Raw genomic sequence first — 23,844 nt, 5'->3', positions numbered from 1 at the left:
AGGTGAACCACCATGAGTAATGTAAAAATTGAGAAGCCGCTTGCGGGTAAAGCGCCCCTGTTCTCTGGCCTGAGCGGCAAAATGCCGAAAGATACCGGCATCTTTATCGTGATGATCGGCATCGCGCTGGTCTTTGAAATCCTCGGCTGGTACATCCGCGATCAGTCATTCCTGATGAACCCTAACCGGCTGCTGCTGATCGTGTTGCAGGTAGCGATTATCGGCATCATCGCGGTGGGCGTGACCCAGGTCATTATCACCACCGGTATCGATCTCTCTTCCGGCTCGCTGATTGCGTTGACGGCGGTGGTGGCGGCCAGCCTGGCGCAAACCTCAGACAGCATTTCGCCGATGTACCCGGCGCTCCTCGACCTGCCGGCGGCGATCCCGATCGGCGCGGGGATCGGGGTAGGTATTGTTTGTGGGTTTATCAACGGCTTCCTGATCACCCGTACCGGCATTCCACCGTTTATCGCTACTCTGGGCATGATGGTGTCGGCACGTGGCCTGGCGCAGTACTACACCCAGGGTAACCCGGTCAGCTTCTTGTCCGACGGCTTCACCTCAATCGGCCAGGGCGCGATGCCGGTGATCATCTTCCTGGTGATTGCGGTGATCTTCCACATCGCGTTGAAGCATACCCGCTACGGCAAATACATCTACGCCATCGGCGGCAACATGACCTCCGCCAGAGTTTCCGGTATCAACGTCAATAAATACCTGGTGACGGTCTATACCATCGCCGGCGGTCTGGCCGGACTGGCGGGCGTGGTCCTGGCGGCGCGCGTCAGCAGCGGTCAGTCGAGCATGGGGATGTCCTACGAGCTGGATGCGATTGCTGCCGCGGTCATCGGCGGCAGCAGCCTGATGGGTGGCGTTGGGCGTATTACCGGCACGCTGATCGGTGCAGTGATCCTCGGGCTGATTAAAAGCGGATTCACCTTTATCGGCGTGGACTCCTATATTCAGGACATTATCAAAGGCGTGATTATCGTCGCCGCGGTGTCTATCGACATGCACCGTAACCGCAAAAAACACTGATTGCCGTAAATCTCCGCCGGTGCGGCTTGCCCGGCGGTTTTTTTTACCTCAGGGGAATCACCATGAAATACCTAAAAAGAATCGTGCTGGTGGCGGCGCTTAGCTGTTCCACCTCGGTACTGGCGGAAACTATCGGCGTGTCGATGGCCTATTTTGACCAGAATTTCCTCACCATCATCCGCCATTCGATCGACAAAGAGGCCAAGGCGCGCGGTATTACCGTGCAGTTCGAAGATGCCCGCGGTGACGTTGGCCGCCAGACCGATCAGGTGCAGAGCTTTATCAGCGCCGGGGTGGACGCGATTATCGTCGATCCGGTCAACTCGGCGGGCACGCCTGCGATCACCAAGTTGGTGACCAGGGCGGGTATTCCGCTGGTGTATGTGAATCGTACGCCGGGCGACAGCACGCTGCCTTCCGGCGTGGTGTTTGTCGGCTCCGACGAGAAGCAGTCCGGCACCTTGCAGATGGAAGAGCTGGCGCGCCTGGCGAATTATCAGGGCAACGTGGCCATCATGATCGGTAACCTGACCGATGCCGGTGCACTGCAACGCACCAAAGACGTGGAGCAGGTGGTGGCGAAGTACCCGAAAATGAAAGTGGTGCAGAAGCAAAGTGCCAACTACTCACGCAGCGAGGGTATGGATCTGATGCTGAACTGGGTAACCAACGGCGAGTCCATTGATATCGTCGCGGCCAACAACGACGAGATGGCGATTGGCGCGATCATGGCATTGCAACAGGCCGGTAAAAAGGACAACAAAGTGCTGATCGGCGGAATCGACGCCACCCCGGACGGCCTGAAAGCATTATCTTCCGGCAAGATGCAGGTCACGGTCTTCCAGGACGCCGTCGGCCAGGGCAAGGCCTCGGTCGACGTGGCTCAGCGGATGATCAAGGGCGAAAAGCTGGAACCCTATTATTGGATCCCATTTGAACTGGTCACGCCGGCCAATATGCAAAAATACGCGGCAAAGTAAGCTGGAAAGGCCCGCGGCAGCGGGCTTTAACATTACAGCGCAGCAAGATGTTGTCGCACGATCTCGCGGCCGATCTCCAGTGAGGCGGTCGCCGCCGGGGAGGGCGCATTGCAGACGTGCAGCGAGCGGCGGCCCTTCACAAAATGAAAATCATCCACCAGTTTGCCGTCGGCGGTCAGCGCCTGGGCACGAACCCCGGCCGGGCCGGGCCGGATATCTTCCGGTTGCAGCTCGGGGATAAGCTGGCGTGCGTTTTCGGTAAACAGTTTGCGTGACAGGGAGCGTCGAACTTCTGCCAGCCCCTCGCCAAGATAATTGCCAGCGATTTTCCAGAATCCTCGATAGCCGAGCACCTCGCTCAGATCCCGCAGGCTAAAATCGCATTTGCGGTAACCTTCACGTTTGAATGCCAGCACCGCATTGGGGCCAACGTCGCGCTTGCCGTTGTACATACGGGTAAAATGCACGCCGAGAAAAGGGAAGTCCGGGTTCGGTACCGGGTAGATCAGGTGGTTCACCAGATAGTTTTTTTCGTCGTTCAGCACAAAGTATTCACCCCGGAACGGCACGATCTTCATCCCAGTCTGATAGCCAGCCAGGGCGGCGATGCGGTCACTGAACAGGCCGGCACAGTTAACCAGCCACTTGCCCTGATATTCTGCGCGAGGGGTACGCACGCTGACGCCGTCACTGCTTTCAATGATGCCCTCAACCTGTTGCCCATAGTGGATCTCGCCGCCGCGTTGCTGGATCACTTCCGCCAGCTTTGCCGCCACCTGGCTGTAGTTGACGATACCGGCATCGGGCACCAGCAGTGCCTCAATACCGTTGACGTGCGGCTCACGTTCCTTTAACTGCGCCTGCGACAATCGGCTGACCGCCAGCCCGTTCTGTCGCCCGCGCTGGTAGATATTCTCCAGTAAAGCCAGCTCCTTCAATTGGGTGGCCACAATCACTTTGCCACATTGATCCTGATAGAGGTCATGCTCGCGGCAGAAGGCGAACATGCTTTGGTTGCCCAGTTTTGCCAGCCGTGCCTTCAGGCTGCCGGGTGTGTAGTAAATGCCGGAATGCACTACGTTACTGTTATGGCCACTTTGGTGGGCCGCCGGACCATTTTCTTTTTCCAGGATAAGGATACGCAGCAGGGGGTTCGTTTCCTGCAGCGCGTTGGCGACGCCCAACCCCACCAGACCTGCGCCGATAATGATCACGTCATGCATGGTTATCCTAACTCCTCATGGTCCAGGCGGCGCAATTTGCCGCGTACGTTGCTGAGATGGTTTTGCATAGCGGCAGTGGCTGCCGCCGGATCGCGAGCCTTGATTGCCATAAATACCCGTTGGTGCTCGTCGATCACCCGTTGGCGCTCGTCCTGACGGCCCAGGTTCTTGCTGAGTGAATACACCAACACGCCGAGATACAATTCGTGCATGTTATCCAGGATCTGCACGAAAAACGGGTTGTGCGAGGCCTGCATAATGGCGCGGTGGAACAGATAATCCTCTCGATGACCAATCAAACCTTCGTCGAGGGTGCAGCGTTTGAAGTCGTTAAGGGCCAATTCAATCGCCCGCAGTTCCTGCTCGGTATGGCGTTCGGCGGCCATACACGCCGCCTGTTGCTCAATCACCTCACGCATTTCCAGCAGCGCTTCCACTTCACCCGGATCGGCTATTTCCAACACCAGCGGCTGGTATTTGCTCAGCAGGGAATGTTGTTCTACCCGATGGCCGCCCCCCTGCCGCGAGGAGATGATGCCGCTGACCTCCAGAATGCCGAGCGCCTCACGCACGGGTACCCGGCTGACGCCAAAGGCCTCCGCCAGCAGGTTCTCTGACGGCAGTTTTTCCCCGACGGGGAAGGTGCCGTTACTGATGCCTTCCTTCAACTGCGCCAGGACCTGATGAGAAGCTTTCTGGCGCGTAACCTTATTGATCATTTACAGCCCTCTGCGGATGACTCCGCCTGAAACGCAACAGATGCACGGACGCCGCAGTAACAATCAGCGCCGCGCCGCCCAAGTCGGTCAGCAGCCCCGGTTTAATCAGCAGGATAGCCGCAAAGGTAAACAATACCCGCTCCAGCCAGTGGGTTTTCATCATCCAGAAATTGGCGCTGGCGATCGACAGCGCATAAATCCCCACCAATGCGCTGATCACCATATGGATCACCGACAGCGCATTAAGGTCGTCGCCCTGCATCAGCAGCATCGGGTTATAGACCAGAATGAATGGGATGATAAAGCCCGGTAACGCCAGGCGCACGGCATCCCACGAGGTCTGCATCGGGTCGGCGCGAGCGATGCTGGCGGCGGTGTAACTGGCCAGCGCTACCGGCGGCGTGATGTTGGACAAGGCGCCAAACCAGAACACAAAGAAGTGCGCCGCCAGCGGCATCACGCCGGCTTTGATCAGGATCGGCGAAACGGTGACCGCCACCACGATGTACAGTGCGGTAGAGGGCAGGCCCATACTCAGTACGATACACACCAGCATCACCACCAGCAGGATCATCCACAGGGTATTGTTGGTCATCGCGACGATATTAAACGCCAGCGTGGAGCCGATACCGGTCATGGTGACTACGCAGATGATTACCCCGATGGCGGCGCAGGCTATCGTCACCTGAATAGAACCGCGAGCCGCTTCGTTCAGCGCCTCGGCGATTTTTTTCGGCGTCATGCGTACGGTGGTATCGGGGGTGATCCAACTGGCGACGATGATCGAAATAATGCCGAGGAACCCGGCATAGATCGGCGTTTTGCCCAACAACAGGGTGCCGATAACGATGATCAACGGCAGCAACAGCAGGCCGCGTGCCTTCAGCACCGCTTTCACTTTGGGAATATTTTCTTTGCTGATGCCTTTCAGACCCTGCTTTTTAGCCTCCAGATCGATGGCAATAATCAGCGCCGCGTAATAGAGCAATGCGGGAATAATGGCGGCGATCACGATGGTGGTATACGAAATGCCGAGGAAGCCGGCCATGATAAAGGCGGCGGCGCCCATGATCGGCGGCATGATCATTCCGCCGGTGGAGGCGGTGGCTTCAACCGCACCGGCAAAGCGGGACGACAGGCCGATGCTTTTCATCAGCGGGATGGTGAAGGTGCCGGTGGTGGCGACGTTAGCCACCGCGCTGCCGCTCAGGGAGCCGGTCAGCGCCGAGGAGATCACCGCGACCTGCGCCGGGCCGCCGCGGCGCCGACCGGCCATCGCCAGCGCCAAATCGTTGAACAATGCCGTGGCCCCGCTGACGCTGAGGAACGCGCCAAACAGGATAAATACCACGATAGCGGTGGAGGCGGTGGACAGGGTGATGCCGAAGATCCCTTCGCTGGTCATAAACAGCCGGTACAGCAGGCGTTCGAACGAGAAGCCGCCGTGGCCGAAAATGCCCATAAAGTACTGGCCGAACAGGGCATAGACGATCGCGAAGGTCGCCAGTCCGGGAATGAAATACCCCGTGGTGCGGCGTGCGGCTTCAAACAGCACGCCGATACCGATCACCGCCATCACGTAGTCGGTGGTATTGGGAATGCTTTTGCGCACCACGTGCAAGTCCAGATAGCTGGCGTAGAAAGAGCCGTAGCTGACCAGCGTCAGGATAATGAACAGGTAGTCCCAGCGGTTGAATTTGCTGGTGGCGTGGCGGCGTGATACCGGAAACAGTATGAAGCCCAGGATTAAGATACCGCTGAGAAACGTGGTATTGCGATAAAACTCCTGGGTATTCGACAGCGCATTGGCATAAATGGCGTAAGCGGAAATCGCAATGGCCAGCACCGTGGCCAACTGCAAATAGATACCGCTCAGCGGGCGACTGCCGGCCCCGGCTTCTTTGTCCAGATCGACGGCATTTTGCGGCGACAGGTTGTTAGTGCTCATACGACCTCCTTATCGATTGACGGCAAGCGCTGCCGCTTCCGGTGGGATCAGATAGTCGGGCACGCTGACCCCGGCCTCGAGATAATATTTATAAGCACCGATATGCAGCGGTACAGAAACCCCTTTCAGCGCATTCTCCAGCGAAATGTATTTGGCGGCGCTGTGGACCTGATGCACTTCCGGCAGGTTTTCAAACAGGGTTTTGGTCAGGTCATACACCAGCTTTTCATCAAGGCCATTGAGCGCCACCAAAATATTGGGCTGGGCGATGGTGGAAACCGCCTGACTCTGCCGTGGGTAGGTATCGGCTTTAATATCAAAACGGAACCAGGAATTGGCGATGGCGTTGATGTTGGCCAACTGTTCATCGGTGACGTTGAGGATGCGTGAGGGCACGCCGCTGGCGAACATGTCGGTTACCGCTGCCGCCGGTACCCCGGCAGGCAGGGCGCCGCCGTCAAGTCGCCCGTCGCGCATGGCTGAAACGGTATCGCCATAGCCCAGATATTCTGGCGTCAGCGATTTCTTGCTCAGGTTAACCCCTTGCAAAATGATCAGCGTGGACTGCTCGGTACCGCTGGCCTGTGGGCCAACTGAGAAACGGCTGCCGGCGATGTCATTCAAGGTGCCGTCCTTGACTTTGTTTTCCAGCATCACAAAGTGTTCTACGTTGGGCCACAGCATCGAGATGGAACGCAGATGGCCGTAGGCGCGGCCTTCAAAATTGCGTACGCCCTGGTAGGCTTCGACGGCGATCAGGCTTTGCAGGATCGCCAGCTGCGCCTCGTTTTTCTGCAGCAGATCGATATTCTCTATCGATCCCGCAGAGGATTGCCCGCTAACCTGGATGCCGTTCTGCTTCAGGCGGTTGCTCCAGACGTTGGCCAGCCCGACGCCCATCGGGTAATAGGTGCCGCCGGTGGAGGCGGTGGCTACGGAAAGGAAGGTCTTGTCGGCATTCTCCACCTTGCCGGCGACCGCCAGTGCCGCGACGGCAGCCAGAGCACCCGCAGCCAGCAAAAGCTTGATTTTTCTATTTTTCATTATTTTTACCCGAGGTTTTTGAAACAAATAGAAAACATTTACGCAAACTTGTATACAACATTGCAGCTTTTATCACCTAACAAGCATTGTTTGATTTGTGATCAAGATGGGTGAAAAGCGTTCAAAAAATGGCGGGAAATGTGAGGGAGGATGGGATAACCCCGTGACGGTTGCCACGGGGGAAATGCAGATTACCAACCTTTAACGGCATCGCCCTTGTAGATTTCGGCGGCGCTGGCGGCAACTTCATCGGTCTGATAGGCCTTGATCAGATTCTTCACGTTTTCGTTGTTTTGGTTATCCACCCGAGTGGCGAAAACATTGACGTAAGGCGAATCTTTGTCTTCGACAAACAGCCCGTTCTTGGCGGGCGACAGACCAATTTGGCTAGAGTAGTTGGTGTTGATGATCGCCAGGGCGATCTGTTTGTCGTCTAACGCACGCGGCAACTGAGGCGCTTCAATCTCGACGATTTTCAATTTCTTCGGATTACTGACGATATCCAATGAGGTAGGCAGCAGCCCGACGCCCTCTTTCAGCACAATCAGCCCCTGTTTTTGCAACAGCAGCAGCGAACGGCCGAGGTTGGTCGGGTCATTGGGCACCGCAACCAGGGCACCGTCAGGCAGTTGGCTGAGCGACGTGATTTTTTTGGAATAACCGGCGATGGGATAAACGAAAGTATTGCCTACCGCTACCAGTTTGTAGCCGCGCTCCTGGATCTGTTTTTCCAGATAAGGCTTGTGCTGGAAGGAGTTGATGTCGAGATCGCCATTATTCAGTGCTTCGTTGGGCAACACGTAGTCATTGAAGGTCACCACTTCCACATCCAGATCGTATTTCTGTTTGGCGATTTTCTGTACGGTCGCCCACATAGCCTGATCGATGCCGGAGCTGATGCCGACTTTGATGTGGTGGTTGTCTTGTTCCGTCGGTCCACAGGCAGTCAGCAGCAGGCTGCTTGTTACCGCCAGCGCTGCGGCGAGTTTTTTCAGCGTAAATGTCATTTCCCAGAGTCCTTGTCAAAATAGCCTGCTGGTTATTGCAGGCTGAAGAGTGGCACTGACTCTAGATAATCGGCTGGCTAAAATAAAATACTGATTCTCTATGATTAATAGCGATTTGCTATGAGGGATTTCAGGCTCCGCGGCTGCGCCAAAATAGCGCAAACAGTTCGGACTGCGTGTTGATGCCCAGTTTCGAGTACAGGTGCTTTTTATGCGCTCGTACCGTCTCGATAGAAATCTGCAGGCGGCGGGCGATCTCCTTGGTAGAACAGCCTGCCAGCATCAGTTGGCTGACCTGGTTTTCCCGTTCCGTCAATTGCGCGCCGCCGGGCAACGACGACAGTGAGAAGTTGCTGTCGCCATCATCGCTGGCGTTTTCGAAACGCATCCGCTGGCGCATCAATGGCAGTAGCCAACTTTCGACCAGAGCCAGAATGCCGAGGTGACGATCGCTGTAGCGCCGCGAGGCGCCCAACGACAGGCAAAGCATGCGCTGCGGCTCCACCAGCAGGTTGAAATGCACCTCATCGCCACCGACGTTATGGTTGAAATAGTGTTGGTAGTATTCCGTCGCCGCAAAATTGGCGGGTGCGACGTCATCCAGGCGCAACAGCCCGATGCGTTGGCGCGCCCAGGCGTCCAGGTAGAAAGGATCGAGCAGATAGAGGCCTTTCTGGTAATCGTGAAACAGCGCTTCGTCACTGCCGTCGCTTTCGTCGCTGGCAGCCAGGATCTGTGGTGGATGCTGGGGAGAAAACAGCAGCGCCACCCAGTTTTCGAACGGGATATGCCCCTTCAACAGGCGCGCACAGCTCAGCCAGAAATCCGCCCCGTCGAGGTTATCGACCAGTTGGCCGAATGCCCGATGCCAGGCCAGCGTCTCGGGAGAAATAAGGCTGCTGTTACCCACTGATGTTACCCCTGTCATGGAATAGCCAGAACGGCTGTTTCGGGCATACTACCATTATTACTACTGTGTTCCGCGTGGAGGATAAAATGGAAATAACCCTGGCCCAATTGCCCTGTCGTGAAGGCTGCGTTGCCGACAACCTGGCGCAGGCCCTGGCATTCATTGAGCGTTACGCCAAGGGCGGCAACCTTATCCTGTTCCCGGAAACCCAGCTCACCGGTTTCGCTGCGGCGCAGGGTGACACCGATTATGCCCTGCAAAGCGACGGCGCGGAATTGCTGCAACTGGTTCAGGCCAGCCGCCAATACGATGTCGCGCTGGTGATTGGCTTTCTTGAACGCACCGATGAGGGGGTGTTCAACAGTACGGTGCTGATCACGCCGGAGCAGGGGATTTATCTGCACTATCGCAAGACCCATTTGTGGCCGGATGAGCGTAATACCGTTCTTCGCGGCGATACGTTAGTGTGCGGCGTTTGGCGCGGAACGCGTATCGGGCTGCTGATTTGCTACGATCTTGAGTTCGCGGAAAATGCCCGGGCGTTAGCCGTTATGGGCTGCCAATTGCTGCTGGTGACGAATGGCAATATGGATCCCTATGGCCCGGTGCACCGCAATGCCGCGCTGGCCCGCGCGCAGGATAACCAGATGTTTGTCGCCATGACCAACCGCTGCGGTGAGGGTGATGGATTGCAGTTTGCCGGCGAAAGCCTGATTGTCGATCCGCTGGGGCGCGAAGTCGCCGGATTGGGCCGCGAAGCAGGGGCGCTGTCGGCCACATTGGATTTTACCCTGCTAGAGCAGGCTCGCCGCCACTACCGTTATCTGGACGATCGGCGCTTACCGTTAGCGCGAGAAGCGCAGTGGGTTGAAGGGGAAGAGGGGCGTCGGGGGTGGCCACTGGGATAATCGGCCTGGCGTATCCTGTTTGTGCCCTGGTATACAGTTTGTTTTGACGGGGGATCCGCCTGCTTATTATGATGACGGAAAGCCCAACCGGGGCGCGAATAGCCAAAGGAAAAGACAATGCGATTTAACATGTGGCGCAAGGCGTTGCTGCCATTGGTGGTTTTGACTTGCGTATCAGCAGCTCAGGTTCAGGCGGCGGAGAGCGTGGCGGAACCGATCCCGAAAATGTTATTGGGCAACTGGCATATCAGCAAGATCCTGCCGACCCAAACCGTGGGTTGCTGGGATGAACAGCAGGCGAAAGGCCTGATCGGCGGCAAGATCGGTTATAAAGCAGGGAGTTTCACCTGGAACGGTACCGAGTTGAAAAGCGAGGGGGCAACCCTCAGCACGGTGGAAGCACAGGAGTTTGTTGAGGACAACTCCGGCAGCAGTTCTTATATCGACTTCCCGATGCTGGGCATCAGCACGCCAGCGGTTGAACGGGTGATGATCCAGCATGCCGATACCACAATCAAAGGCATTACCGATCAGGGTACCGACGGCGTACCGGGGGATAACGTGCTGGTAAAAGATGCCAACACGCTGATCCTGTCGGTGTGCAACGTGTGGTTCGAAGCCCAGCGCGTGCGGTGACCCCTGCCATCGGCTTATCTTGTCCTGCCCTCATTGCGTCAGCGCGATGCGACCGAAGAGGGCATGACTCCCTTGCGGGGTAATGGCCGAAAGCTGATCCAGGCGGCAAACCCGTTGATTATCGAAATAAATAAACTCTCCCTCATTCTCCAGCGTCTGGGTGGTTAACGCCGTTGCCTGGAAACACTGCCCGTTAACCAATTCAACGTTCAGCCGATAACCGTAGAGGCAGGCAATTTCCAAATAATCATGCAATTCGCAGTCTATCGGCCGGTAAGCTGTCATGACATCCCCTGGCAACCCTGCATTTTAAAAATGTAATAGCCCGTTTGGCCAATAGCCTGCTCCACCTCAGGGCTGGAGGACTCGCTGTGGCAGAATGCACAGCTGCTTTGGCTGATATTGTCCTCCTCAATGTTGTTCTGTTTGAGGAACTGTTGCGCATAGTGTCTTGCCTGAGCCAGATCGTTGCTGTCGGTGAACACGTCGAAATGCAGATAGCGACCATCCCTGGTATGTACATGGGTGTCAAAAACATTGATATACATAGTTATTTACCCTTTTGTTTGTTTATCTGAATGTTATATTGGTATCGATTCGATACCATAATCCTCGCATTTGATGAAAATCCTGTCAACGGCGCTTTTAGCCAAAATGACCGGTTGAGAGCAGAGCACAAGGGAAGGGGCATAAACCCTAAAGAAGCGTTTCAATATGAAAATGAGCGGGTAGAGCCGGTGATTTATTTCTGTCGTCACGTTTACCGAATTAATTTTTTATAAAATCAAAGCACTATCCGGGTTTGGAAAATAAAGGGGCGTTTGAAATCCTGGGGATATTTCAATGCCGGGATGCTTCAAGAAATTAGCCGCCGATTTTATATCGGCACGCTGATAGGCAAACACTATTACAGCTATAGGCGCAGGCTGGGTTATTCATTGATTGTTATCAATTATGCAGCGCATCTTCCTCTCTACTATTACCGGGCGACTGTCTATTGGATGGGCAATACCTTATAAGGATTGAAAATGAAAAAGGTCACCCGTATTGCGGCGATGTCCCTTACCGGCATTGTCTTATGTTATCTGGGGCTTTCGGGCTATGTTTGGTATCACGATACTCAGCGTACGGTGTACAGTCAGGCACCGCGATCTGCGCTGGAGAAGAATAACCAGATTCTCGGATTGCTGAGAGAAAAGGGCTGCGATTATTGCCATACACCTTCTGCCGATCTTCCCTTCTATGCCTCATTTCCCATTGCCAAACAGCTGATGGAATACGATATCCGCCTCGGGTATCAGTCTTTTAACCTGGAACCTGTACGTGCCAGCCTGATCGAAGATAAAGCGGTATCACAAAGCGATCTGAACAAGATTGAATGGGTAATGCAGCATAAGACCATGCCGCCGACACGGTATGTCGCCTTGCACTGGGCGGGGCAGGTGGATGAGCAAGAGCGCGAGACCTTGCTTGGCTGGATAGCGCAGCAGCGCGCGCGTTACTACGCCAGTAACGAGGCTGCCGCGGAACACTGTAATGAGCCGATTCAGCCGATCCCCAAGGCATTGCCTGTCGACGCACAGAAAGTGGCGCTGGGTTTCCGACTGTATCACGACCCGCGCCTTTCCGGAGACAGCACTCTCTCTTGTGCCCACTGCCATTCGCTCAATACCGGAGGCGTAGATGGCAGAAAAACGTCGATTGGCGTTGGCGGCGCGGTAGGGCCGATAAATGCGCCAACGGTATTCAACTCAGTGTTCAACAGCGAGCAGTTCTGGGACGGACGTGCGCCAACGCTGCAGGTACAGGCCGGTGGACCGCCGCTCAACCCTATCGAAATGGCTTCCAAATCCTGGGAGGAGATCATCGGCAAGCTGGACAAGGATCCGGTACTAACCCGTGATTTTGTCGCCGCCTACCCGCAGGGCCTCAGCGGCGACACTATTACGGATGCCATCGCCGAATTTGAAAAAACCTTAATCACGCCGGATTCGCCTTTCGATAACTGGCTGCGCGGCGATGACAAAGCCATGACGATGCAGCAGAAACACGGTTATCAACTGTTTAAGGACAACAAATGCGCCACTTGCCACGGAGGAACCATTCTCGGTGGGCGTTCCTTCGAGCCTTTGGGGCTGAAACGCGACTTCAATTTTGGGGAAATTACCGCCGCGGATATCGGGCGCATGAACGTCACCAGCGAAGCGCGCGACAGGCTACGGCAGAAGGTGCCCGGCTTGCGCAATGTGGCACTGACGGCGCCTTACTTCCATCGCGGGGATGTCGCCACGCTGGATGAGGCGGTCAAACTGATGCTGCGCTATCAGGTGGGTACCGAACTGCCGCAGCAGGATGTCGATGATATTGTTGCCTTCCTCGAGAGCCTGACGGGCGTATATACCCCTTACACCCAAAGCCAGAAATAACGGGCTGACGGCCCGCGTCATCATGGTATCTCCAGCCCCGGTAACGGGGCTGTTCCAACGGCAAGATGCCCGTTCGTCTCTCCGGTTTCTGAACTAAAATTATCCATAACGGGACAACAGAAATGTTGCCGTGCAAACCGGGGTCTCTATGAATCAATGACAGGAGGCGCTATGTGCTATCAACATATTATGATTGCCACCGACCTGAGTGATGACGGAAAACGGCTGGTGGAAAAAAGCGCGAGATTGGCCGCGGCGCTGCAGGCCAGGCTCTCTCTGATCTACGTGGATATCCACTACGATACCTACCATGCGGCGATTGGTTTTTCTGAGCGAAGCTACGACGGCGTACCTTTTGAAGAGAAGATCAAGAAAGAGCTGGAGCCGCTGACCCAGAATGTGAATTACCCGATCAACGAGGTGATCATCGGACACGGTGATTTTATCGAAGAGTTGAAGAATGCCGTGGTGGATAAAAGTGTCGATCTGGTGGTTTTTGGCCATCACCACGATCTGTGGAACAAGCTGTTTTCCTCAACCCAGCATGCCATAAACCAGTTGAATGTCGACGTACTGGTCATCCCGATCAAACAGTAGCCAGTTGATTAACCCTGCCAGTATTCACTCTGGCAGGGTGACGGACAGATTAGCGGGTGAAAAAGTCGTTATACAACATGTAGAGGTGCGCCGCGCTCCAGGAGAAATTCGGCGCGCCCTGTTGCATGCCGGTCAGCGGGATGCGGATGATACTGCACCCTCGGCGTGTCGCTGAGGGCACGTAAAACGAGGCAGAGATTTCGGGCCGCTGCTTTATTTAAAGTCCAAATGTGAAAGCCATCTCTTTTCGATGAGAACACCGGCTGCCCCAACCCTCGAAAAAAGCGCAAGATGCGACTAACCAAACATAAGTTAGGTTATACGCATGGAAATCCTATCCGGTTGTTTTATTAAGATTATTATAAGAATAAAATGCTGTGTCTCGGCTAATGATTATTTTTGACTCTTTTTGAAAGATCAAACCGACTTTATTATTTGATGGGTATCACAGAATTAACGCTGAAACCCGGTTCATTCATCTTACGATCCTCTTCCCAAATCTTCGCTAAAGCCTTTAATCCCACTTTACTGTTTTTCATGCCCGATATAAAACAAACGTATGTTTAAAAACAAACAAGTGTCCAATATGACCAGCAGAGAAAAACAGATATTGCATCTTCTGAGACGTGATCCTTTGATCCCACAGCAGGAAATTGCCGATGTTTTAGGTATTAGCCGCTCTGGTGTCGCCGGGCACATTATGAATTTAATGAATAAAGGATATATAAAGGGTAAGGGTTATATATTGTCGGAGCACAGCTATGTGGTAACCGTAGGTTCTACCAATATGGATGTCTGCGGTTATGCTTCCTCTAAATTAGTGTATGAAGATTCCAACCCGGGAAAAATAAAATGCACGCCAGGTGGGGTCGGCAGAAATATTGCGCAGAATGTCGCCTTATTAGGCCGGGAGTGTCACCTTATTTCCGTCGTCGGTGACGACTTCTATGGCGAAACCTTATTCGAACAGGCAAAGCTGGCGGGGGTACATGTCGACAGCTTCCATAAATTGCACGGTGAAAATACTTCGACCTATGTCTCCTTACTCGATAACAACGGCGAAATGCTGGTGGCGATTAACGACATGCGCATTCTCGAGAAACTCACACCGGCGTTATTGGCCACGTCTAAAGAGTTGATCCTGCATGCGGGCGTGCTGGTGGTTGACTGCAACCTGACCGAGGACGCACTGGCCTGGCTATTCGGGCACTCCGGCAGCGTGCCGGTGTTTGTTGACACCGTATCGGCATTTAAAGCGCCCAAAATCCGCCGTTGGCTCTCGCATATCCATACTCTCAAGCCCAATCGCCTCGAAGCCGAGATCCTCAGCGGCATGGCGATCCACGGGCCGCAGGATGCGCCAGCGGTGGCCCGCTGGTTCCATCAACAAGGGGTACAACGCCTGGCGCTCAGCATGGGGCCAGCCGGGGTTTATTACAGCGAAATTGATGGGCAAAACGGCTGGTCGCAGCCACTGGTCGTCGACATCGTCAATGTGACCGGGGCCGGCGACGCCATGATGGCGGGCCTGGCCCATTGCTGGCTGGAAGATATGACGCTGGCGGACAGCATTCGTTTTGCGCAGGGTTGCTCGGCATTGACGCTGGCATCCGAATTTACCAATAACCCGAACCTGTCGAATGGCAGCGTACAAAAACTGTTGGAGCTACAAGCATGAAAAATAACATGATTTCCCATGACTATCTGGACATTTCGCCGGAGGTTGCCGAGGCTTTGGCCCACAAACGCCCGGTTGTGGCTCTGGAATCCACCATCATTTCTCACGGTATGCCGTACCCACAGAACGCGCAGACGGCGCTGGAAGTGGAACAAAAGATCCGCGATCACGGCGCGGTGCCCGCGACCATCGCCATCATTAACGGCCGCATGAAGGCGGGATTAAGCCGTGAGGAAATAGAACTGCTGGGTAAAGAGGGCCATAAGGTGGCGAAAGTGAGCCGTCGCGATCTGCCGTTCATCGTCGCCGCCGGTAAACACGGGGCGACCACCGTGGCCTCAACCATGATTATTGCCGAGATGGCGGGCATTCACGTCTTTGCCACCGGTGGCATCGGCGGCGTGCACCGCGGCGCAGAACACACGTTTGATATCTCGGCGGATCTGCAGGAGCTGGCACGCACCAATGTCGCGGTGATCTGCGCCGGTGCCAAGTCTATTTTGGATTTGGGGCTGACCACCGAATACCTCGAAACCCACGGCGTACCGCTGATCGGCTACCAGACCCAAACGCTGCCGGCATTCTTTTGCCGCACCAGCCCCTTCAGGGTCAGCATTCAGTTGGATGCCCCGGCGGAGATCGCCCGCGCCATGGCCACCAAGTGGCAGACCGGTCTGGATGGCGGCATGGTGATTGCCAACCCGATCCCGGCGCAGTATGCGGTGCCGGAGGAAAAAATTAATGCCGCCATTGAGCGTGCCGTGCGGGAATCGGTTGAACAAGGCGTTCAGGGCAAGGACAGCACGCCATTTTTGCTGGCCAGAGTGGCTGAATTGACCGGGGGCGACAGCCTGACCGCCAATATTCAATTGGTGTTCAACAACGCCAAGCTGGCCGCGCAAATTGCCTGTTGTTATCAGGAGGCCGCCGCCTAAGACGACGCGTTATTCCTTAAGTTTTACCCTATAAACAACATTAAATAAAAACGCCAGCCTGAAAGGTGGAGGGGAGTGCTTTGCCCTTTTCACCTTTCAGGACAGGTACATTTACATACCCAATGACTTTTCCGCTACGGCTGAAATACGACGGGTATTAAGGGACGGATTTATGGACTTACTACGCAGCCTGTCAGGTATCTGTATTCTTCTCCTTATTGCTTTTATTTTTTCCAACAACCGTAAACGAATCAGCCTGAGAACCGTTTTCAGCGCATTAATACTGCAAGTGCTGTTGGGCGCAATTATGTTATATGTGCCCGCCGGTAAGTGGGTGGTTAATGCTATTGCCGGTGGAGTCAATAAAGTCATTTCGTACAGCGATGCCGGTAGCTCATTTATTTTTGGCGGACTGGTCGGCCCTAAAATGAATGTCTTGTTTGACGGCGCAGGTTTTGTTTTCGCTTTTCATGTTCTGCCGGCCATTATTTTTATTACCGCACTGATTTCGATTCTCTATTACCTCGGCGTGATGGGGTGGGTGATTAATCTGTTGGGCTACGTATTCCAAAAGATGCTGAGCATCAGCAAGGTTGAGGCTTTTGCCGCGGTGACCACCATCTTTTTAGGGCAAAACGAGCTGCCTGCGGTGCTTAAGCCTTTTATTAACAAGATGAGCCGCAATGAGCTGTTTACCGTCATTTGCAGCGGAATGGCGTCGATCGCCGGCTCAATGTTGGTGGGGTATGCCGGCCTTGGCGTACCGATTGAATATCTGCTGGCGGCATCGTTGATGGCGATCCCCGGCGGCATTCTGTTCGCACGTATGCTGAGCCCGGCAACCGAGGCGTCGCAGGTCGAGTTCAGCCAGATGGCGTTCAGTGAAAAACGCCCGGCGAGCATTATCGAAGCCGCGGCCAGTGGAGCGATGCTCGGGCTGAAAATAGCCGTGGGCGTCGCTACCGTGGTAATGGCCTTTGTGGCGTTAATTGCGCTGATTAATGGCCTGATTGGCGGCGTCGGCAGCCTGTTTGGCTGGCAACAGCTCAGCCTGGAAAGGTTGTTCGGATATGTGTTCTCGCCTTTGGCTTATATCATGGGGGTTAGCTGGGATAACGCTGGGGTAGTAGGTGGGCTGATTGGCCAGAAGCTGGCGATAAACGAATTTGTCGCATACGTGAATTTTTCAGCCTATCTCAAAGACAGCGTCGCGGTGCTCGATCCTAAAACCATCGCCGTCATCTCTTTCGCACTGTGCGGGTTCGCCAACTTCGGCTCGATAGCCGTGGTGGTGGGGGCGTTCAGCGCGGTAGCACCGGAACGCGCTTCGGATATTGCCAGCCTGGGCTTGCGCGCGCTGCTGGCCGCTACCTTGTCTAATCTGATGAGCGCCACCATCGCCGGGCTGTTTATCGGTCTCGGTGCTTTGAGCGTGGCATTATGATCACGCCCTTTCTTTGGCGTGAGCGTGATTATTTTCCGCGCTAAACTTGCGCATTAGATAAGTGACTACTAATGTATAGTCATGAATGAAAATGACCTCTTCAAAGCGCTGGCGGATCCCACCCGGCGCAGCATCTTCGAAAAACTGGCCACTGGCGGCATGAATGCCAGCGCACTGCGTGAAGGCATGACGATCAGCCAATCTGCGATGTCTCAACACCTGGCCGTGTTGCGGCAGGCGGGGCTGGTGTGCGAGGCGCGCCAGGGGCGTTTCGTCAATTATCAGGTTGACCCGCAAGGGTTGGCGGTCATCGCGCAATGGCTGGACAAGTACCGTGCCTTCTGGCCGGCACGCATCGACAGGCTGAATGTTTTGCTAAAGGACATGGATCAATGACCCCAACCGACGCCACGCAGCCGCCGCTGGTGCTGGAGTATCAACTCGATGCGTCGCCAGAGAAAGTCTGGCGGGCTATCGGGATCCCGGCATTGCGCGAACAATGGTTACCGAATGCCGAACTGGCCGATACCGAACCGGTAGTGATAACGCCGGGCGAAGCAATCAGCTACCGGATGCGTGATGATCGACCGCCGTACCTCGAAAGTACCGTGACCTTGCAAATTCTGCCCGCCGCCGACGGCAGAAGCCTGTTACGCGTCATTCACCGACTCGACGACGCCAGGTTGACGGCCGCGAACGACGGTGGATTGCAGCTGATGCGCGCTGCCTGACGCTCAACTCATTATTCCAATCTGAAAACAGGAGTTCACCGATGCGTGAATCGATGCTGCTCGTCCCGATGGTGGTAGAACAGACCAGCCAGGGAGAACGTTCGTTCGACATTTATTCGCGGCTGCTGCGCGACCGCATCGTTTTCCTGAACGGCGAGGTCAACGATCAGGTGGCAGAAATGCTCTGTGCTCAACTGCTGTTTCTCGAAGCTGAGAACCCCGAGAAACCCATAAATTTATATATCAATTCACCGGGCGGGGTGATCACCAGCGGCTTCGCCATCTACGACACTATGCAGTACATCAATGCACCGGTGCATACGCTGTGTATGGGCACAGCTCGCTCGATGGGGTCATTCCTGCTGATGGCGGGAGAAGCCGGCCACCGGATGGCGCTGCCCAATGCCAGCCTGCACGTGCACCAGCCACTGGGCGGTTTTCAGGGCCAGGCATCGGATATTTTGATTCACGCCGAAGAGATGAAACGCACCAAGCACACCGTGATCCGCCTGTACGCCGAACACTGCGGTCGTAGCTACGAAGAGGTTGAGCGCGCGCTCGATCGCGACCGCTTTATGAGCGCCGACCAAGCGGTAGAGTGGGGGCTGGTGGATAAGGTGCTACGGGCGCGCTGACACGCTGTCCAGCAGACGATCGAGGGCCTGTAGATACTGTTCTTGCAGGCTCTGCGCCTGTAGAGAGTCTCCCCGCACCGCGACAAGGGCTAAACCGCTGCCATGGGCATGATCAACCAAAATATCGCGCCACTGTAGGGGCTCTGTCGTCATCTCAGCCAGTAAGGCCGTAAGGCGATCGGTAATCTCCCGGGTGACCCCGGTAAAGGCCTCAGGCGTGGCAAAGATTGCCAGCGTGAGCTGGGGGTGATAGCCGACTGCGCGATGATAGCGCGTGAGCAATGTTCGAATTTCTGTCCGCGGATCAGCCAATCCGTTCAACCCCTCCATGGCTTCGGCATAGACGCGATCGGACAAAGCACGCAATAGCCCGGCCAGATCACCAATATGGTGATACAGGCTCATCGGCGTGACGCCCAGCCGAGTGGCGAGTGTACGCATCGTCAGCCCTTGTCCACCACTTTCATCCAGCAGGCCAAGAGCGGAATCCAGAATGTCATCCCGCGTTACTCCTTTTCCGTTGGTTGGACGCCCGCGTGGACGAGTCATTGGGGCAATACCTGATAGTGGGATTGCACCAGGCCCGAAGGAAAGCTCCGGTTCGACAGTAATTTTAAATCAATGTCCTGTTGCAGTGAGCCGAACAGAGGCCTGCCCGAGCCAAGCAGTACGGGAACCTTGGTGATCACCATATCGCTAATCAACCCCTCGCGCAGAAAGGACTGTATTAATTGCCCACCATCCACATAGACGCGGTGCACATTCTGCGCGGCCAACTGCTCAAGCGCATACTTTGGCGTGAGGTTGGCGAACCGGACTTTACCTGTCAGGGCTGGAGGGACCGGCTCATTGGCCAGTTGTTTGGACAGTACGAGTACCGGGAGGTCATAAGGCCAGCTATCGAAGGTGAGTACCTTTTCATAAGTCCCTCTCCCCATCAGGATCATGTCTTTGTCAGCGATAAAGGTATCGAAACCATGATCTTCGGCCGAGGTGTCGCGTTGCAATAACCAGTCGATGTCGCCATCTTGCCGAGCGATAAAACCGTCCAGGCTGGTGGCGATGAAAACGTGTGTAGTGATCATTGAATGCTCCATATTTATACGCTGTATATTATTGCGTTGGTATGGCCCAAAATCAACATTACCGGTTAAAACAAAAAATCCACGCCGGGGCGTGGATTTTGGAGTTTGCTGCAGAGGCGGGAGTTAGACGTTAAACAAGAAGTTCATCACGTCGCCGTCTTTAACGATGTAGTCTTTACCTTCTGAACGCATCTTGCCGGCTTCTTTGGCACCTTGCTCACCCTTGTAGGTGATGAAGTCTTCAAAAGCGATGGTCTGGGCGCGGATAAAGCCTTTTTCGAAGTCGGTGTGGATCTTGCCAGCTGCCTGCGGGGCGGTAGCGCCGACCGGGATGGTCCAGGCGCGGACTTCTTTAACACCGGCGGTGAAGTAGGTCTGCAGGTTCAGCAGCTCGTAACCGGCACGGATCACGCGGTTCAGGCCCGGCTCTTCCAGGCCCAGTTCGGCCATGAATTCTTCGCGATCTTCGTCTTCCAGCTCGGCGATATCGGATTCTACTGCGGCGCACACGGCAACCACCACCGAGCCTTCGCCCGCAGCGATTTCACGCACTTTGTCCAGGTACGGGTTGTTTTCGAAACCGTCTTCGTTGACGTTGGCGATGTACATGGTTGGTTTCAGCGTCAGGAAGCTCAGGTAGCGGATTGCCGCCTTGTCTTCTTCGGACAGATCCAGCGCACGCAGCATGCCGGCGTTTTCCAGCTGTGGCAGGCATTTTTCCAGGGCTGCCAGTTCCGCTTTCGCGTCTTTGTCGCCGCCTTTGGCTTTCTTCTGCACGCGGTGGATCGCGCGTTCGCAGGTGTCGAGATCCGACAAGGCCAGTTCGGTGTTGATGACGTCGATGTCGTCAGCCGGGTCAACTTTGTTGTTAACGTGGATGATGTTGTCGTTTTCGAAGCAGCGAACCACGTGGCCAATCGCTTCGGTTTCGCGGATGTTGGTCAGGAACTGGTTACCCAGACCTTCACCTTTGGACGCGCCCTTGACCAGGCCGGCGATGTCGACGAATTCCATGGTGGTCGGCAGGATACGCTGTGGCTTGACGATCTCGGCCAGCTGGTCCAGACGCGGATCGGGCATCGGCACCACACCGGTGTTAGGTTCAATGGTGCAGAACGGGAAGTTGGCTGCTTCGATACCCGCTTTGGTCAACGCGTTGAACAGGGTGGATTTGCCTACGTTAGGCAGGCCGACGATACCGCATTTGAATCCCATGTTGTTATCACCTTAAATATCTTAACTATCAGCCGGTTAGGTTTAACCCACTGCATAAAGGACGAAATAATGGCGCCATTATACACGTAATGGCCGTTTTTCTCGATCTGGCTGTGTGTGATGGGTAAATGCCGAGGCAGTGCCGGTTTTTGATTGAGATTTGGATCACATTTACACATACTGACACTTCTGATTAACCTACAGGAAACGTGCCGGATGTCCTTCTTGCCCAGTCCACCCTAAGCTATCTTCCTCCTGAGGTTTGCCGCGCCCTGCGGCCTTGGTTCCCGTGCTGCGGGAATGTGTTTTATCTGTCAGAAGTGAATAATCCATGTTTAACCTGAACAATTTCAGGCTGTCGGCCGTCAAGAACGAGGTGCTGGCGGGCTTTGTGGTGGCGGTTTCAATGATCCCGGAAGCGGTCGGCTTTTCGCTGGTTGCCGGGCTTTCTCCGATCGTCGGGTTGCACACCGCCTTTATTATCGGGCTGGTCACCGCGCTGTTTGGCGGCAAGCCGGGCATGGTGTCGGGTGCGGCCGGTTCAATCGTGGTGGTGCTGATGAGCCTGGCGGCGCAGTACGGCATGGGGTACGTACTGTGGGCGACGATTTTTGCCGGGGTTATCCAAATCCTGATCGGCATTTTCCGCCTGGGTAAGTTTATCCGACTGGTGCCGCTGCCCGCGGTTCACGGCTTCGTGAACGGGTTGGCGATTGTCATTATGCTGGCGCAACTGCATATGATTGCCGGGCAGGGGCCGCTGATGTATGGGCTGGTGGCGCTGGCGATCCTGGTGGTGGTGTTCTTCCCACGGTTAACGCGCATCATCCCCGCGTCACTGGCGGCGCTTATCGTGGTGTCTGCTCTGGCAATCGGGTTTAACCTGCAAACGCTGCGGGTCGGCGATTTGGCGGACATTTCCGGTGCATTACCGCACTTCAGCCTGCCGATGGCGCCTTTTACCCTCGAGATGCTGAAAGTGGTGTTGCCGTACGCAGTGGTAATCGCGCTGGTGGGGCTGATCGAATCGCTGCTTACCATGACGGTGCTGGATGAAATGGGCGGCAAGAAAGGCAACGGCAACCGCGAGAGCATCGCCCAGGGGGCAGGCAACGCGGTTTGTGGCCTGTTTGGTTGTTTCGCCGGTTGCGCAATGATTGGCCAGTCGATCATCAACTTCACTTCAGGCGGGCGTGGGCGTATTTCCGGCGTGGTTGGCGCGATACTGCTGATTCTGTTTGTGGTCAGCCTGTCGGGCTATATCGGCCTGTTGCCGGTGGCGGCGTTGGCCGGGGTGATGCTGGTGGTGTGTTACAACACCTTTGAGTGGAGCTCGCTGCGCCGTCTGCGCCGGATGCCGAAGGCGGATGCGCTGGTGATGCTGCTGGTGACCCTGATTACCATCTTTACCGATCTGGCGATGGCGGTGATCAGCGGGGTGATCATTTCGGCGCTGGTATTTGCCTGGCAGCAGGCACGTATTCGCGTGCGTCAGCATCGGGTGGAAGGCGAGGTGGCGGTATATCAGTTGGACGGGCCGCTGTTCTTCGGCTCCACCACGGCCTTTGCCGAACTGTTCGAACCGAAAAACGATCCGCAAAATGTGGTGCTGGATTTTGCCGGTACCCGGGTGATGGATTCCAGCGGCGTGGAGGCGATTGATAAGCTGACGGCACGCTATCTGGCGGCGGGGAAAACCATTCGGCTACGTCATCTGAGCGGTGACTGTGTACGCCTGTTGAAACAGGCCGGCCCGTTTTGCAGCCATGAACTGGACGATCCGCAATATTACGTGGCGGAAGAGGGTTACCAAACCGATGACGCTAACGTCGGCGAAGAAACCTTTAAACTGCGCACCTAAGGCAGATTGCAGCGGGCGCGATGCCCGCTGCAACGATGATCAGGCCTGCGCCTTGAAGCTGTGCAGGCGACGAACGGTTTTTTCCAACCCGTCAGTCAGCAGCACTTCCGTACAGCGTGCGGCTTCATCGATCGCTTCATCAATCATTTTTTGTTCGCTGGCCGGCGGCTTGCCGAGCACGAAACCTACCACTTTATTTTTATCGCCCGGGTGGCCGATGCCGATGCGCAAGCGGTAGAAATTCGGGTTATTGCCAAATTTGTTCTGAATATCCTTCAGCCCGTTGTGGCCACCGTTGCCGCCACCCAGTTTGATCTTGGCAACGCCGGGGGGAATATCCAGCTCGTCATGCGCCACCAGGATTTCGTCCGGCTCGATGCGGTAGAAATTGGCCATTGCCAATACCGCTTTGCCGCTGAGGTTCATAAAGGTGGTAGGCACCAACAGCCGCACGTCGTTGCCGGCCAGGTTCAGCCGGGCGGTGTAGCCGAAGAACTTGCTCTCTTCTTTGAGCTGCTGGTTATGGCGCTGGGCCAGTAAATCGACGTACCAGGCGCCGGCGTTGTGCCGCGTCTGCGCGTATTCAGCGCCCGGATTCGCCAGGCCGACTATCAATTTAATACTGCTCACTGGGAGATTCGCTATGATCGATATAATGGAAAGGGCAATAGTCTACCTGCCGATGCCACGAATGACAAAATCCTGATATGTCCGGTCGCGCATTGACGGAACTATAGACAGAAAAGAGAATAATTCATTAGCGGAATCATTCAATTTGATCGCTAATAGACTCATTCTGGTAAAGTTTTGTCATGTTTTCT

At 55.3% G+C, this 23,844-nt stretch carries 25 protein-coding genes and 1 pseudogene; 13 read left to right on the top strand and 13 right to left on the bottom strand.

Annotated elements, in window-relative coordinates:
• Positions 1–12: 12 nt before the first annotated feature.
• Entirely contained in the window at positions 13–1,041 is a 1,029-nt protein-coding gene (locus tag AC1RKC_RS03795) for an ABC transporter permease (protein ID WP_020826399.1), read from the top strand.
• A gap of 62 nt (positions 1,042–1,103) precedes the next feature.
• Complete coding sequence (locus tag AC1RKC_RS03790) at positions 1,104–2,021, top strand: sugar ABC transporter substrate-binding protein (RefSeq protein WP_020826400.1); 918 nt, start codon at positions 1,104–1,106, stop codon at positions 2,019–2,021.
• 32 nt (positions 2,022–2,053) lie between these two features.
• Here the strand turns inward: AC1RKC_RS03790 and lhgO are convergent, their stop codons facing one another.
• The 6 genes from lhgO to AC1RKC_RS03760 all read right to left on the bottom strand — a co-directional run bounded on the left by lhgO (position 2,054) and on the right by AC1RKC_RS03760 (position 8,872).
• Positions 2,054–3,244 (bottom strand): L-2-hydroxyglutarate oxidase, encoded by a 1,191-nt coding sequence (lhgO, locus tag AC1RKC_RS03785; RefSeq protein WP_201895379.1) that lies wholly within the window; start codon positions 3,242–3,244, stop codon positions 2,054–2,056.
• 2 nt (positions 3,245–3,246) lie between these two features.
• On the bottom strand, positions 3,247–3,963 hold the full coding sequence (locus AC1RKC_RS03780) for a FadR/GntR family transcriptional regulator (protein ID WP_260628920.1): 717 nt from the start codon (positions 3,961–3,963) through the stop codon (positions 3,247–3,249).
• Positions 3,953–5,911 (bottom strand): TRAP transporter permease, encoded by a 1,959-nt coding sequence (locus AC1RKC_RS03775; RefSeq protein WP_493092110.1) that lies wholly within the window; start codon positions 5,909–5,911, stop codon positions 3,953–3,955. Before AC1RKC_RS03775 ends, AC1RKC_RS03780 begins: the two co-directional genes overlap by 11 nt.
• Before the next feature lie 9 nt (positions 5,912–5,920).
• Positions 5,921–6,955 (bottom strand): TAXI family TRAP transporter solute-binding subunit, encoded by a 1,035-nt coding sequence (locus AC1RKC_RS03770; RefSeq protein ID WP_046373844.1) that lies wholly within the window; start codon positions 6,953–6,955, stop codon positions 5,921–5,923.
• Between the two features lie 191 nt (positions 6,956–7,146).
• The gene (metQ, locus tag AC1RKC_RS03765) at positions 7,147–7,962 is read right to left on the bottom strand and encodes a methionine ABC transporter substrate-binding lipoprotein MetQ (protein ID WP_493092113.1); all 816 of its coding nucleotides are present in this window, start codon (positions 7,960–7,962) and stop codon (positions 7,147–7,149) included.
• Positions 7,963–8,092: 130 nt separating this feature from the next.
• The gene (locus AC1RKC_RS03760; RefSeq protein WP_020826406.1) at positions 8,093–8,872 is read right to left on the bottom strand and encodes a helix-turn-helix transcriptional regulator; all 780 of its coding nucleotides are present in this window, start codon (positions 8,870–8,872) and stop codon (positions 8,093–8,095) included.
• Positions 8,873–8,958: 86 nt separating this feature from the next.
• Between AC1RKC_RS03760 and AC1RKC_RS03755 the strand changes: the two genes are divergently transcribed.
• The gene (locus tag AC1RKC_RS03755; protein ID WP_197820579.1) at positions 8,959–9,780 is read left to right on the top strand and encodes a carbon-nitrogen hydrolase family protein; all 822 of its coding nucleotides are present in this window, start codon (positions 8,959–8,961) and stop codon (positions 9,778–9,780) included.
• Positions 9,781–9,897: 117 nt separating this feature from the next.
• Complete coding sequence (locus AC1RKC_RS03750; protein ID WP_187962723.1) at positions 9,898–10,416, top strand: hypothetical protein; 519 nt, start codon at positions 9,898–9,900, stop codon at positions 10,414–10,416.
• Between the two features lie 30 nt (positions 10,417–10,446).
• Here the strand turns inward: AC1RKC_RS03750 and AC1RKC_RS03745 are convergent, their stop codons facing one another.
• Positions 10,447–10,701 carry a Rho-binding antiterminator gene (locus AC1RKC_RS03745; RefSeq protein WP_020826409.1) on the bottom strand — a complete coding sequence of 85 codons (255 nt, stop codon included), beginning with the start codon at positions 10,699–10,701 and terminating at the stop codon, positions 10,447–10,449.
• Entirely contained in the window at positions 10,698–10,964 is a 267-nt protein-coding gene (locus tag AC1RKC_RS03740; RefSeq protein ID WP_020826410.1) for a DUF2024 family protein, read from the bottom strand. Before AC1RKC_RS03740 ends, AC1RKC_RS03745 begins: the two co-directional genes overlap by 4 nt.
• Before the next feature lie 480 nt (positions 10,965–11,444).
• Between AC1RKC_RS03740 and AC1RKC_RS03735 the strand changes: the two genes are divergently transcribed.
• Together AC1RKC_RS03735 and AC1RKC_RS03730 are read left to right on the top strand one after the other, a co-directional pair.
• Entirely contained in the window at positions 11,445–12,842 is a 1,398-nt protein-coding gene (locus tag AC1RKC_RS03735) for a cytochrome-c peroxidase (RefSeq protein ID WP_493092116.1), read from the top strand.
• 171 nt (positions 12,843–13,013) lie between these two features.
• Positions 13,014–13,439, top strand: coding sequence for a universal stress protein (locus AC1RKC_RS03730; protein WP_046373839.1), 426 nt, complete (start codon positions 13,014–13,016; stop codon positions 13,437–13,439).
• A 49-nt stretch (positions 13,440–13,488) separates the two neighbouring features.
• Here AC1RKC_RS03730 and AC1RKC_RS03725 read toward each other — a convergent pair.
• Positions 13,489–13,578 (bottom strand): annotated as a pseudogene (locus AC1RKC_RS03725) (MGH1-like glycoside hydrolase domain-containing protein); the annotation flags it as partial.
• 420 nt (positions 13,579–13,998) lie between these two features.
• Between AC1RKC_RS03725 and AC1RKC_RS03720 the strand changes: the two are divergent.
• The 6 genes from AC1RKC_RS03720 to AC1RKC_RS03695 all read left to right on the top strand — a co-directional run bounded on the left by AC1RKC_RS03720 (position 13,999) and on the right by AC1RKC_RS03695 (position 18,862).
• Positions 13,999–15,117: a PfkB family carbohydrate kinase gene (locus tag AC1RKC_RS03720; protein WP_020826413.1), complete on the top strand. Its 1,119-nt coding sequence runs from the start codon at positions 13,999–14,001 to the stop codon at positions 15,115–15,117.
• The gene (locus AC1RKC_RS03715) at positions 15,114–16,052 is read left to right on the top strand and encodes a pseudouridine-5'-phosphate glycosidase (protein ID WP_261159214.1); all 939 of its coding nucleotides are present in this window, start codon (positions 15,114–15,116) and stop codon (positions 16,050–16,052) included. Before AC1RKC_RS03720 ends, AC1RKC_RS03715 begins: the two co-directional genes overlap by 4 nt.
• Positions 16,053–16,224: 172 nt before the next feature.
• Positions 16,225–17,496, top strand: coding sequence for a NupC/NupG family nucleoside CNT transporter (locus AC1RKC_RS03710; protein WP_128864276.1), 1,272 nt, complete (start codon positions 16,225–16,227; stop codon positions 17,494–17,496).
• Positions 17,497–17,577: 81 nt separating this feature from the next.
• The gene (locus tag AC1RKC_RS03705) at positions 17,578–17,892 is read left to right on the top strand and encodes an ArsR/SmtB family transcription factor (RefSeq protein WP_020826416.1); all 315 of its coding nucleotides are present in this window, start codon (positions 17,578–17,580) and stop codon (positions 17,890–17,892) included.
• Positions 17,889–18,227 (top strand): SRPBCC family protein, encoded by a 339-nt coding sequence (locus AC1RKC_RS03700; protein WP_490635764.1) that lies wholly within the window; start codon positions 17,889–17,891, stop codon positions 18,225–18,227. The genes AC1RKC_RS03705 and AC1RKC_RS03700 overlap by 4 nt, the downstream gene beginning before the upstream one ends.
• A 41-nt stretch (positions 18,228–18,268) precedes the next feature.
• A complete protein-coding gene (locus AC1RKC_RS03695; RefSeq protein WP_176983933.1) occupies positions 18,269–18,862 on the top strand; it encodes an ATP-dependent Clp protease proteolytic subunit in 594 nt (197 codons plus the stop codon).
• On the opposite strand, the gene AC1RKC_RS03690 is transcribed toward AC1RKC_RS03695, so the two are convergent.
• The 3 genes from AC1RKC_RS03690 to ychF form a co-directional block, all read right to left on the bottom strand.
• Positions 18,848–19,411, bottom strand: a complete 564-nt coding sequence (locus AC1RKC_RS03690) for a TetR/AcrR family transcriptional regulator (RefSeq protein ID WP_261138302.1) — start codon at positions 19,409–19,411, stop codon at positions 18,848–18,850. The two genes, AC1RKC_RS03695 and AC1RKC_RS03690, sit on opposite strands and share 15 nt — an antisense overlap.
• Complete coding sequence (locus AC1RKC_RS03685; protein ID WP_122078672.1) at positions 19,408–19,947, bottom strand: dihydrofolate reductase family protein; 540 nt, start codon at positions 19,945–19,947, stop codon at positions 19,408–19,410. The genes AC1RKC_RS03690 and AC1RKC_RS03685 overlap by 4 nt, the downstream gene beginning before the upstream one ends.
• 123 nt (positions 19,948–20,070) lie before the next feature.
• Entirely contained in the window at positions 20,071–21,162 is a 1,092-nt protein-coding gene (ychF, locus tag AC1RKC_RS03680) for a redox-regulated ATPase YchF (protein ID WP_020826439.1), read from the bottom strand.
• Positions 21,163–21,493: 331 nt separating this feature from the next.
• Between ychF and AC1RKC_RS03675 the strand changes: the two genes are divergently transcribed.
• Positions 21,494–23,023: a SulP family inorganic anion transporter gene (locus tag AC1RKC_RS03675; protein ID WP_493092121.1), complete on the top strand. Its 1,530-nt coding sequence runs from the start codon at positions 21,494–21,496 to the stop codon at positions 23,021–23,023.
• A 39-nt stretch (positions 23,024–23,062) separates the two neighbouring features.
• On the opposite strand, the gene pth is transcribed toward AC1RKC_RS03675, so the two are convergent.
• Positions 23,063–23,653 carry an aminoacyl-tRNA hydrolase gene (pth, locus tag AC1RKC_RS03670; protein ID WP_020826441.1) on the bottom strand — a complete coding sequence of 197 codons (591 nt, stop codon included), beginning with the start codon at positions 23,651–23,653 and terminating at the stop codon, positions 23,063–23,065.
• Positions 23,654–23,844: the final 191 nt, after the last annotated feature.

The sequence above is a fragment of the Serratia sp. GW822-FHT06E05 genome (assembly GCF_058799445.1).
Note: the sequence above shows the minus strand (reverse complement) of the source record. Positions and strands in the feature narration are given on the sequence as shown.

What these genes read in the sequence shown, in the direction of transcription:
- AC1RKC_RS03715 (WP_261159214.1), top strand. Translation starts at nt 15,114, where the DNA reads ATGAAAAATAACATGATTTCCCATGACTATCTGGACATTTCGCCGGAG.
- AC1RKC_RS03735 (WP_493092116.1), top strand. Translation starts at nt 11,445, where the DNA reads ATGAAAAAGGTCACCCGTATTGCGGCGATGTCCCTTACCGGCATTGTC.
- AC1RKC_RS03730 (WP_046373839.1), top strand. Translation starts at nt 13,014, where the DNA reads ATGTGCTATCAACATATTATGATTGCCACCGACCTGAGTGATGACGGA.
- AC1RKC_RS03720 (WP_020826413.1), top strand. Translation starts at nt 13,999, where the DNA reads ATGTTTAAAAACAAACAAGTGTCCAATATGACCAGCAGAGAAAAACAG.
- AC1RKC_RS03700 (WP_490635764.1), top strand. Translation starts at nt 17,889, where the DNA reads ATGACCCCAACCGACGCCACGCAGCCGCCGCTGGTGCTGGAGTATCAA.
- AC1RKC_RS03775 (WP_493092110.1), bottom strand. Translation starts at nt 5,911, where the DNA reads ATGAGCACTAACAACCTGTCGCCGCAAAATGCCGTCGATCTGGACAAA.
- AC1RKC_RS03790 (WP_020826400.1), top strand. Translation starts at nt 1,104, where the DNA reads ATGAAATACCTAAAAAGAATCGTGCTGGTGGCGGCGCTTAGCTGTTCC.
- lhgO (WP_201895379.1), bottom strand. Translation starts at nt 3,244, where the DNA reads ATGCATGACGTGATCATTATCGGCGCAGGTCTGGTGGGGTTGGGCGTC.
- AC1RKC_RS03690 (WP_261138302.1), bottom strand. Translation starts at nt 19,411, where the DNA reads ATGACTCGTCCACGCGGGCGTCCAACCAACGGAAAAGGAGTAACGCGG.
- metQ (WP_493092113.1), bottom strand. Translation starts at nt 7,962, where the DNA reads ATGACATTTACGCTGAAAAAACTCGCCGCAGCGCTGGCGGTAACAAGC.
- AC1RKC_RS03795 (WP_020826399.1), top strand. Translation starts at nt 13, where the DNA reads ATGAGTAATGTAAAAATTGAGAAGCCGCTTGCGGGTAAAGCGCCCCTG.
- AC1RKC_RS03710 (WP_128864276.1), top strand. Translation starts at nt 16,225, where the DNA reads ATGGACTTACTACGCAGCCTGTCAGGTATCTGTATTCTTCTCCTTATT.
- AC1RKC_RS03750 (WP_187962723.1), top strand. Translation starts at nt 9,898, where the DNA reads ATGCGATTTAACATGTGGCGCAAGGCGTTGCTGCCATTGGTGGTTTTG.
- ychF (WP_020826439.1), bottom strand. Translation starts at nt 21,162, where the DNA reads ATGGGATTCAAATGCGGTATCGTCGGCCTGCCTAACGTAGGCAAATCC.
- AC1RKC_RS03745 (WP_020826409.1), bottom strand. Translation starts at nt 10,701, where the DNA reads ATGACAGCTTACCGGCCGATAGACTGCGAATTGCATGATTATTTGGAA.
- AC1RKC_RS03675 (WP_493092121.1), top strand. Translation starts at nt 21,494, where the DNA reads ATGTTTAACCTGAACAATTTCAGGCTGTCGGCCGTCAAGAACGAGGTG.
- AC1RKC_RS03770 (WP_046373844.1), bottom strand. Translation starts at nt 6,955, where the DNA reads ATGAAAAATAGAAAAATCAAGCTTTTGCTGGCTGCGGGTGCTCTGGCT.
- AC1RKC_RS03755 (WP_197820579.1), top strand. Translation starts at nt 8,959, where the DNA reads ATGGAAATAACCCTGGCCCAATTGCCCTGTCGTGAAGGCTGCGTTGCC.
- AC1RKC_RS03705 (WP_020826416.1), top strand. Translation starts at nt 17,578, where the DNA reads ATGAATGAAAATGACCTCTTCAAAGCGCTGGCGGATCCCACCCGGCGC.
- AC1RKC_RS03695 (WP_176983933.1), top strand. Translation starts at nt 18,269, where the DNA reads ATGCGTGAATCGATGCTGCTCGTCCCGATGGTGGTAGAACAGACCAGC.
- AC1RKC_RS03780 (WP_260628920.1), bottom strand. Translation starts at nt 3,963, where the DNA reads ATGATCAATAAGGTTACGCGCCAGAAAGCTTCTCATCAGGTCCTGGCG.
- AC1RKC_RS03740 (WP_020826410.1), bottom strand. Translation starts at nt 10,964, where the DNA reads ATGTATATCAATGTTTTTGACACCCATGTACATACCAGGGATGGTCGC.
- AC1RKC_RS03685 (WP_122078672.1), bottom strand. Translation starts at nt 19,947, where the DNA reads ATGATCACTACACACGTTTTCATCGCCACCAGCCTGGACGGTTTTATC.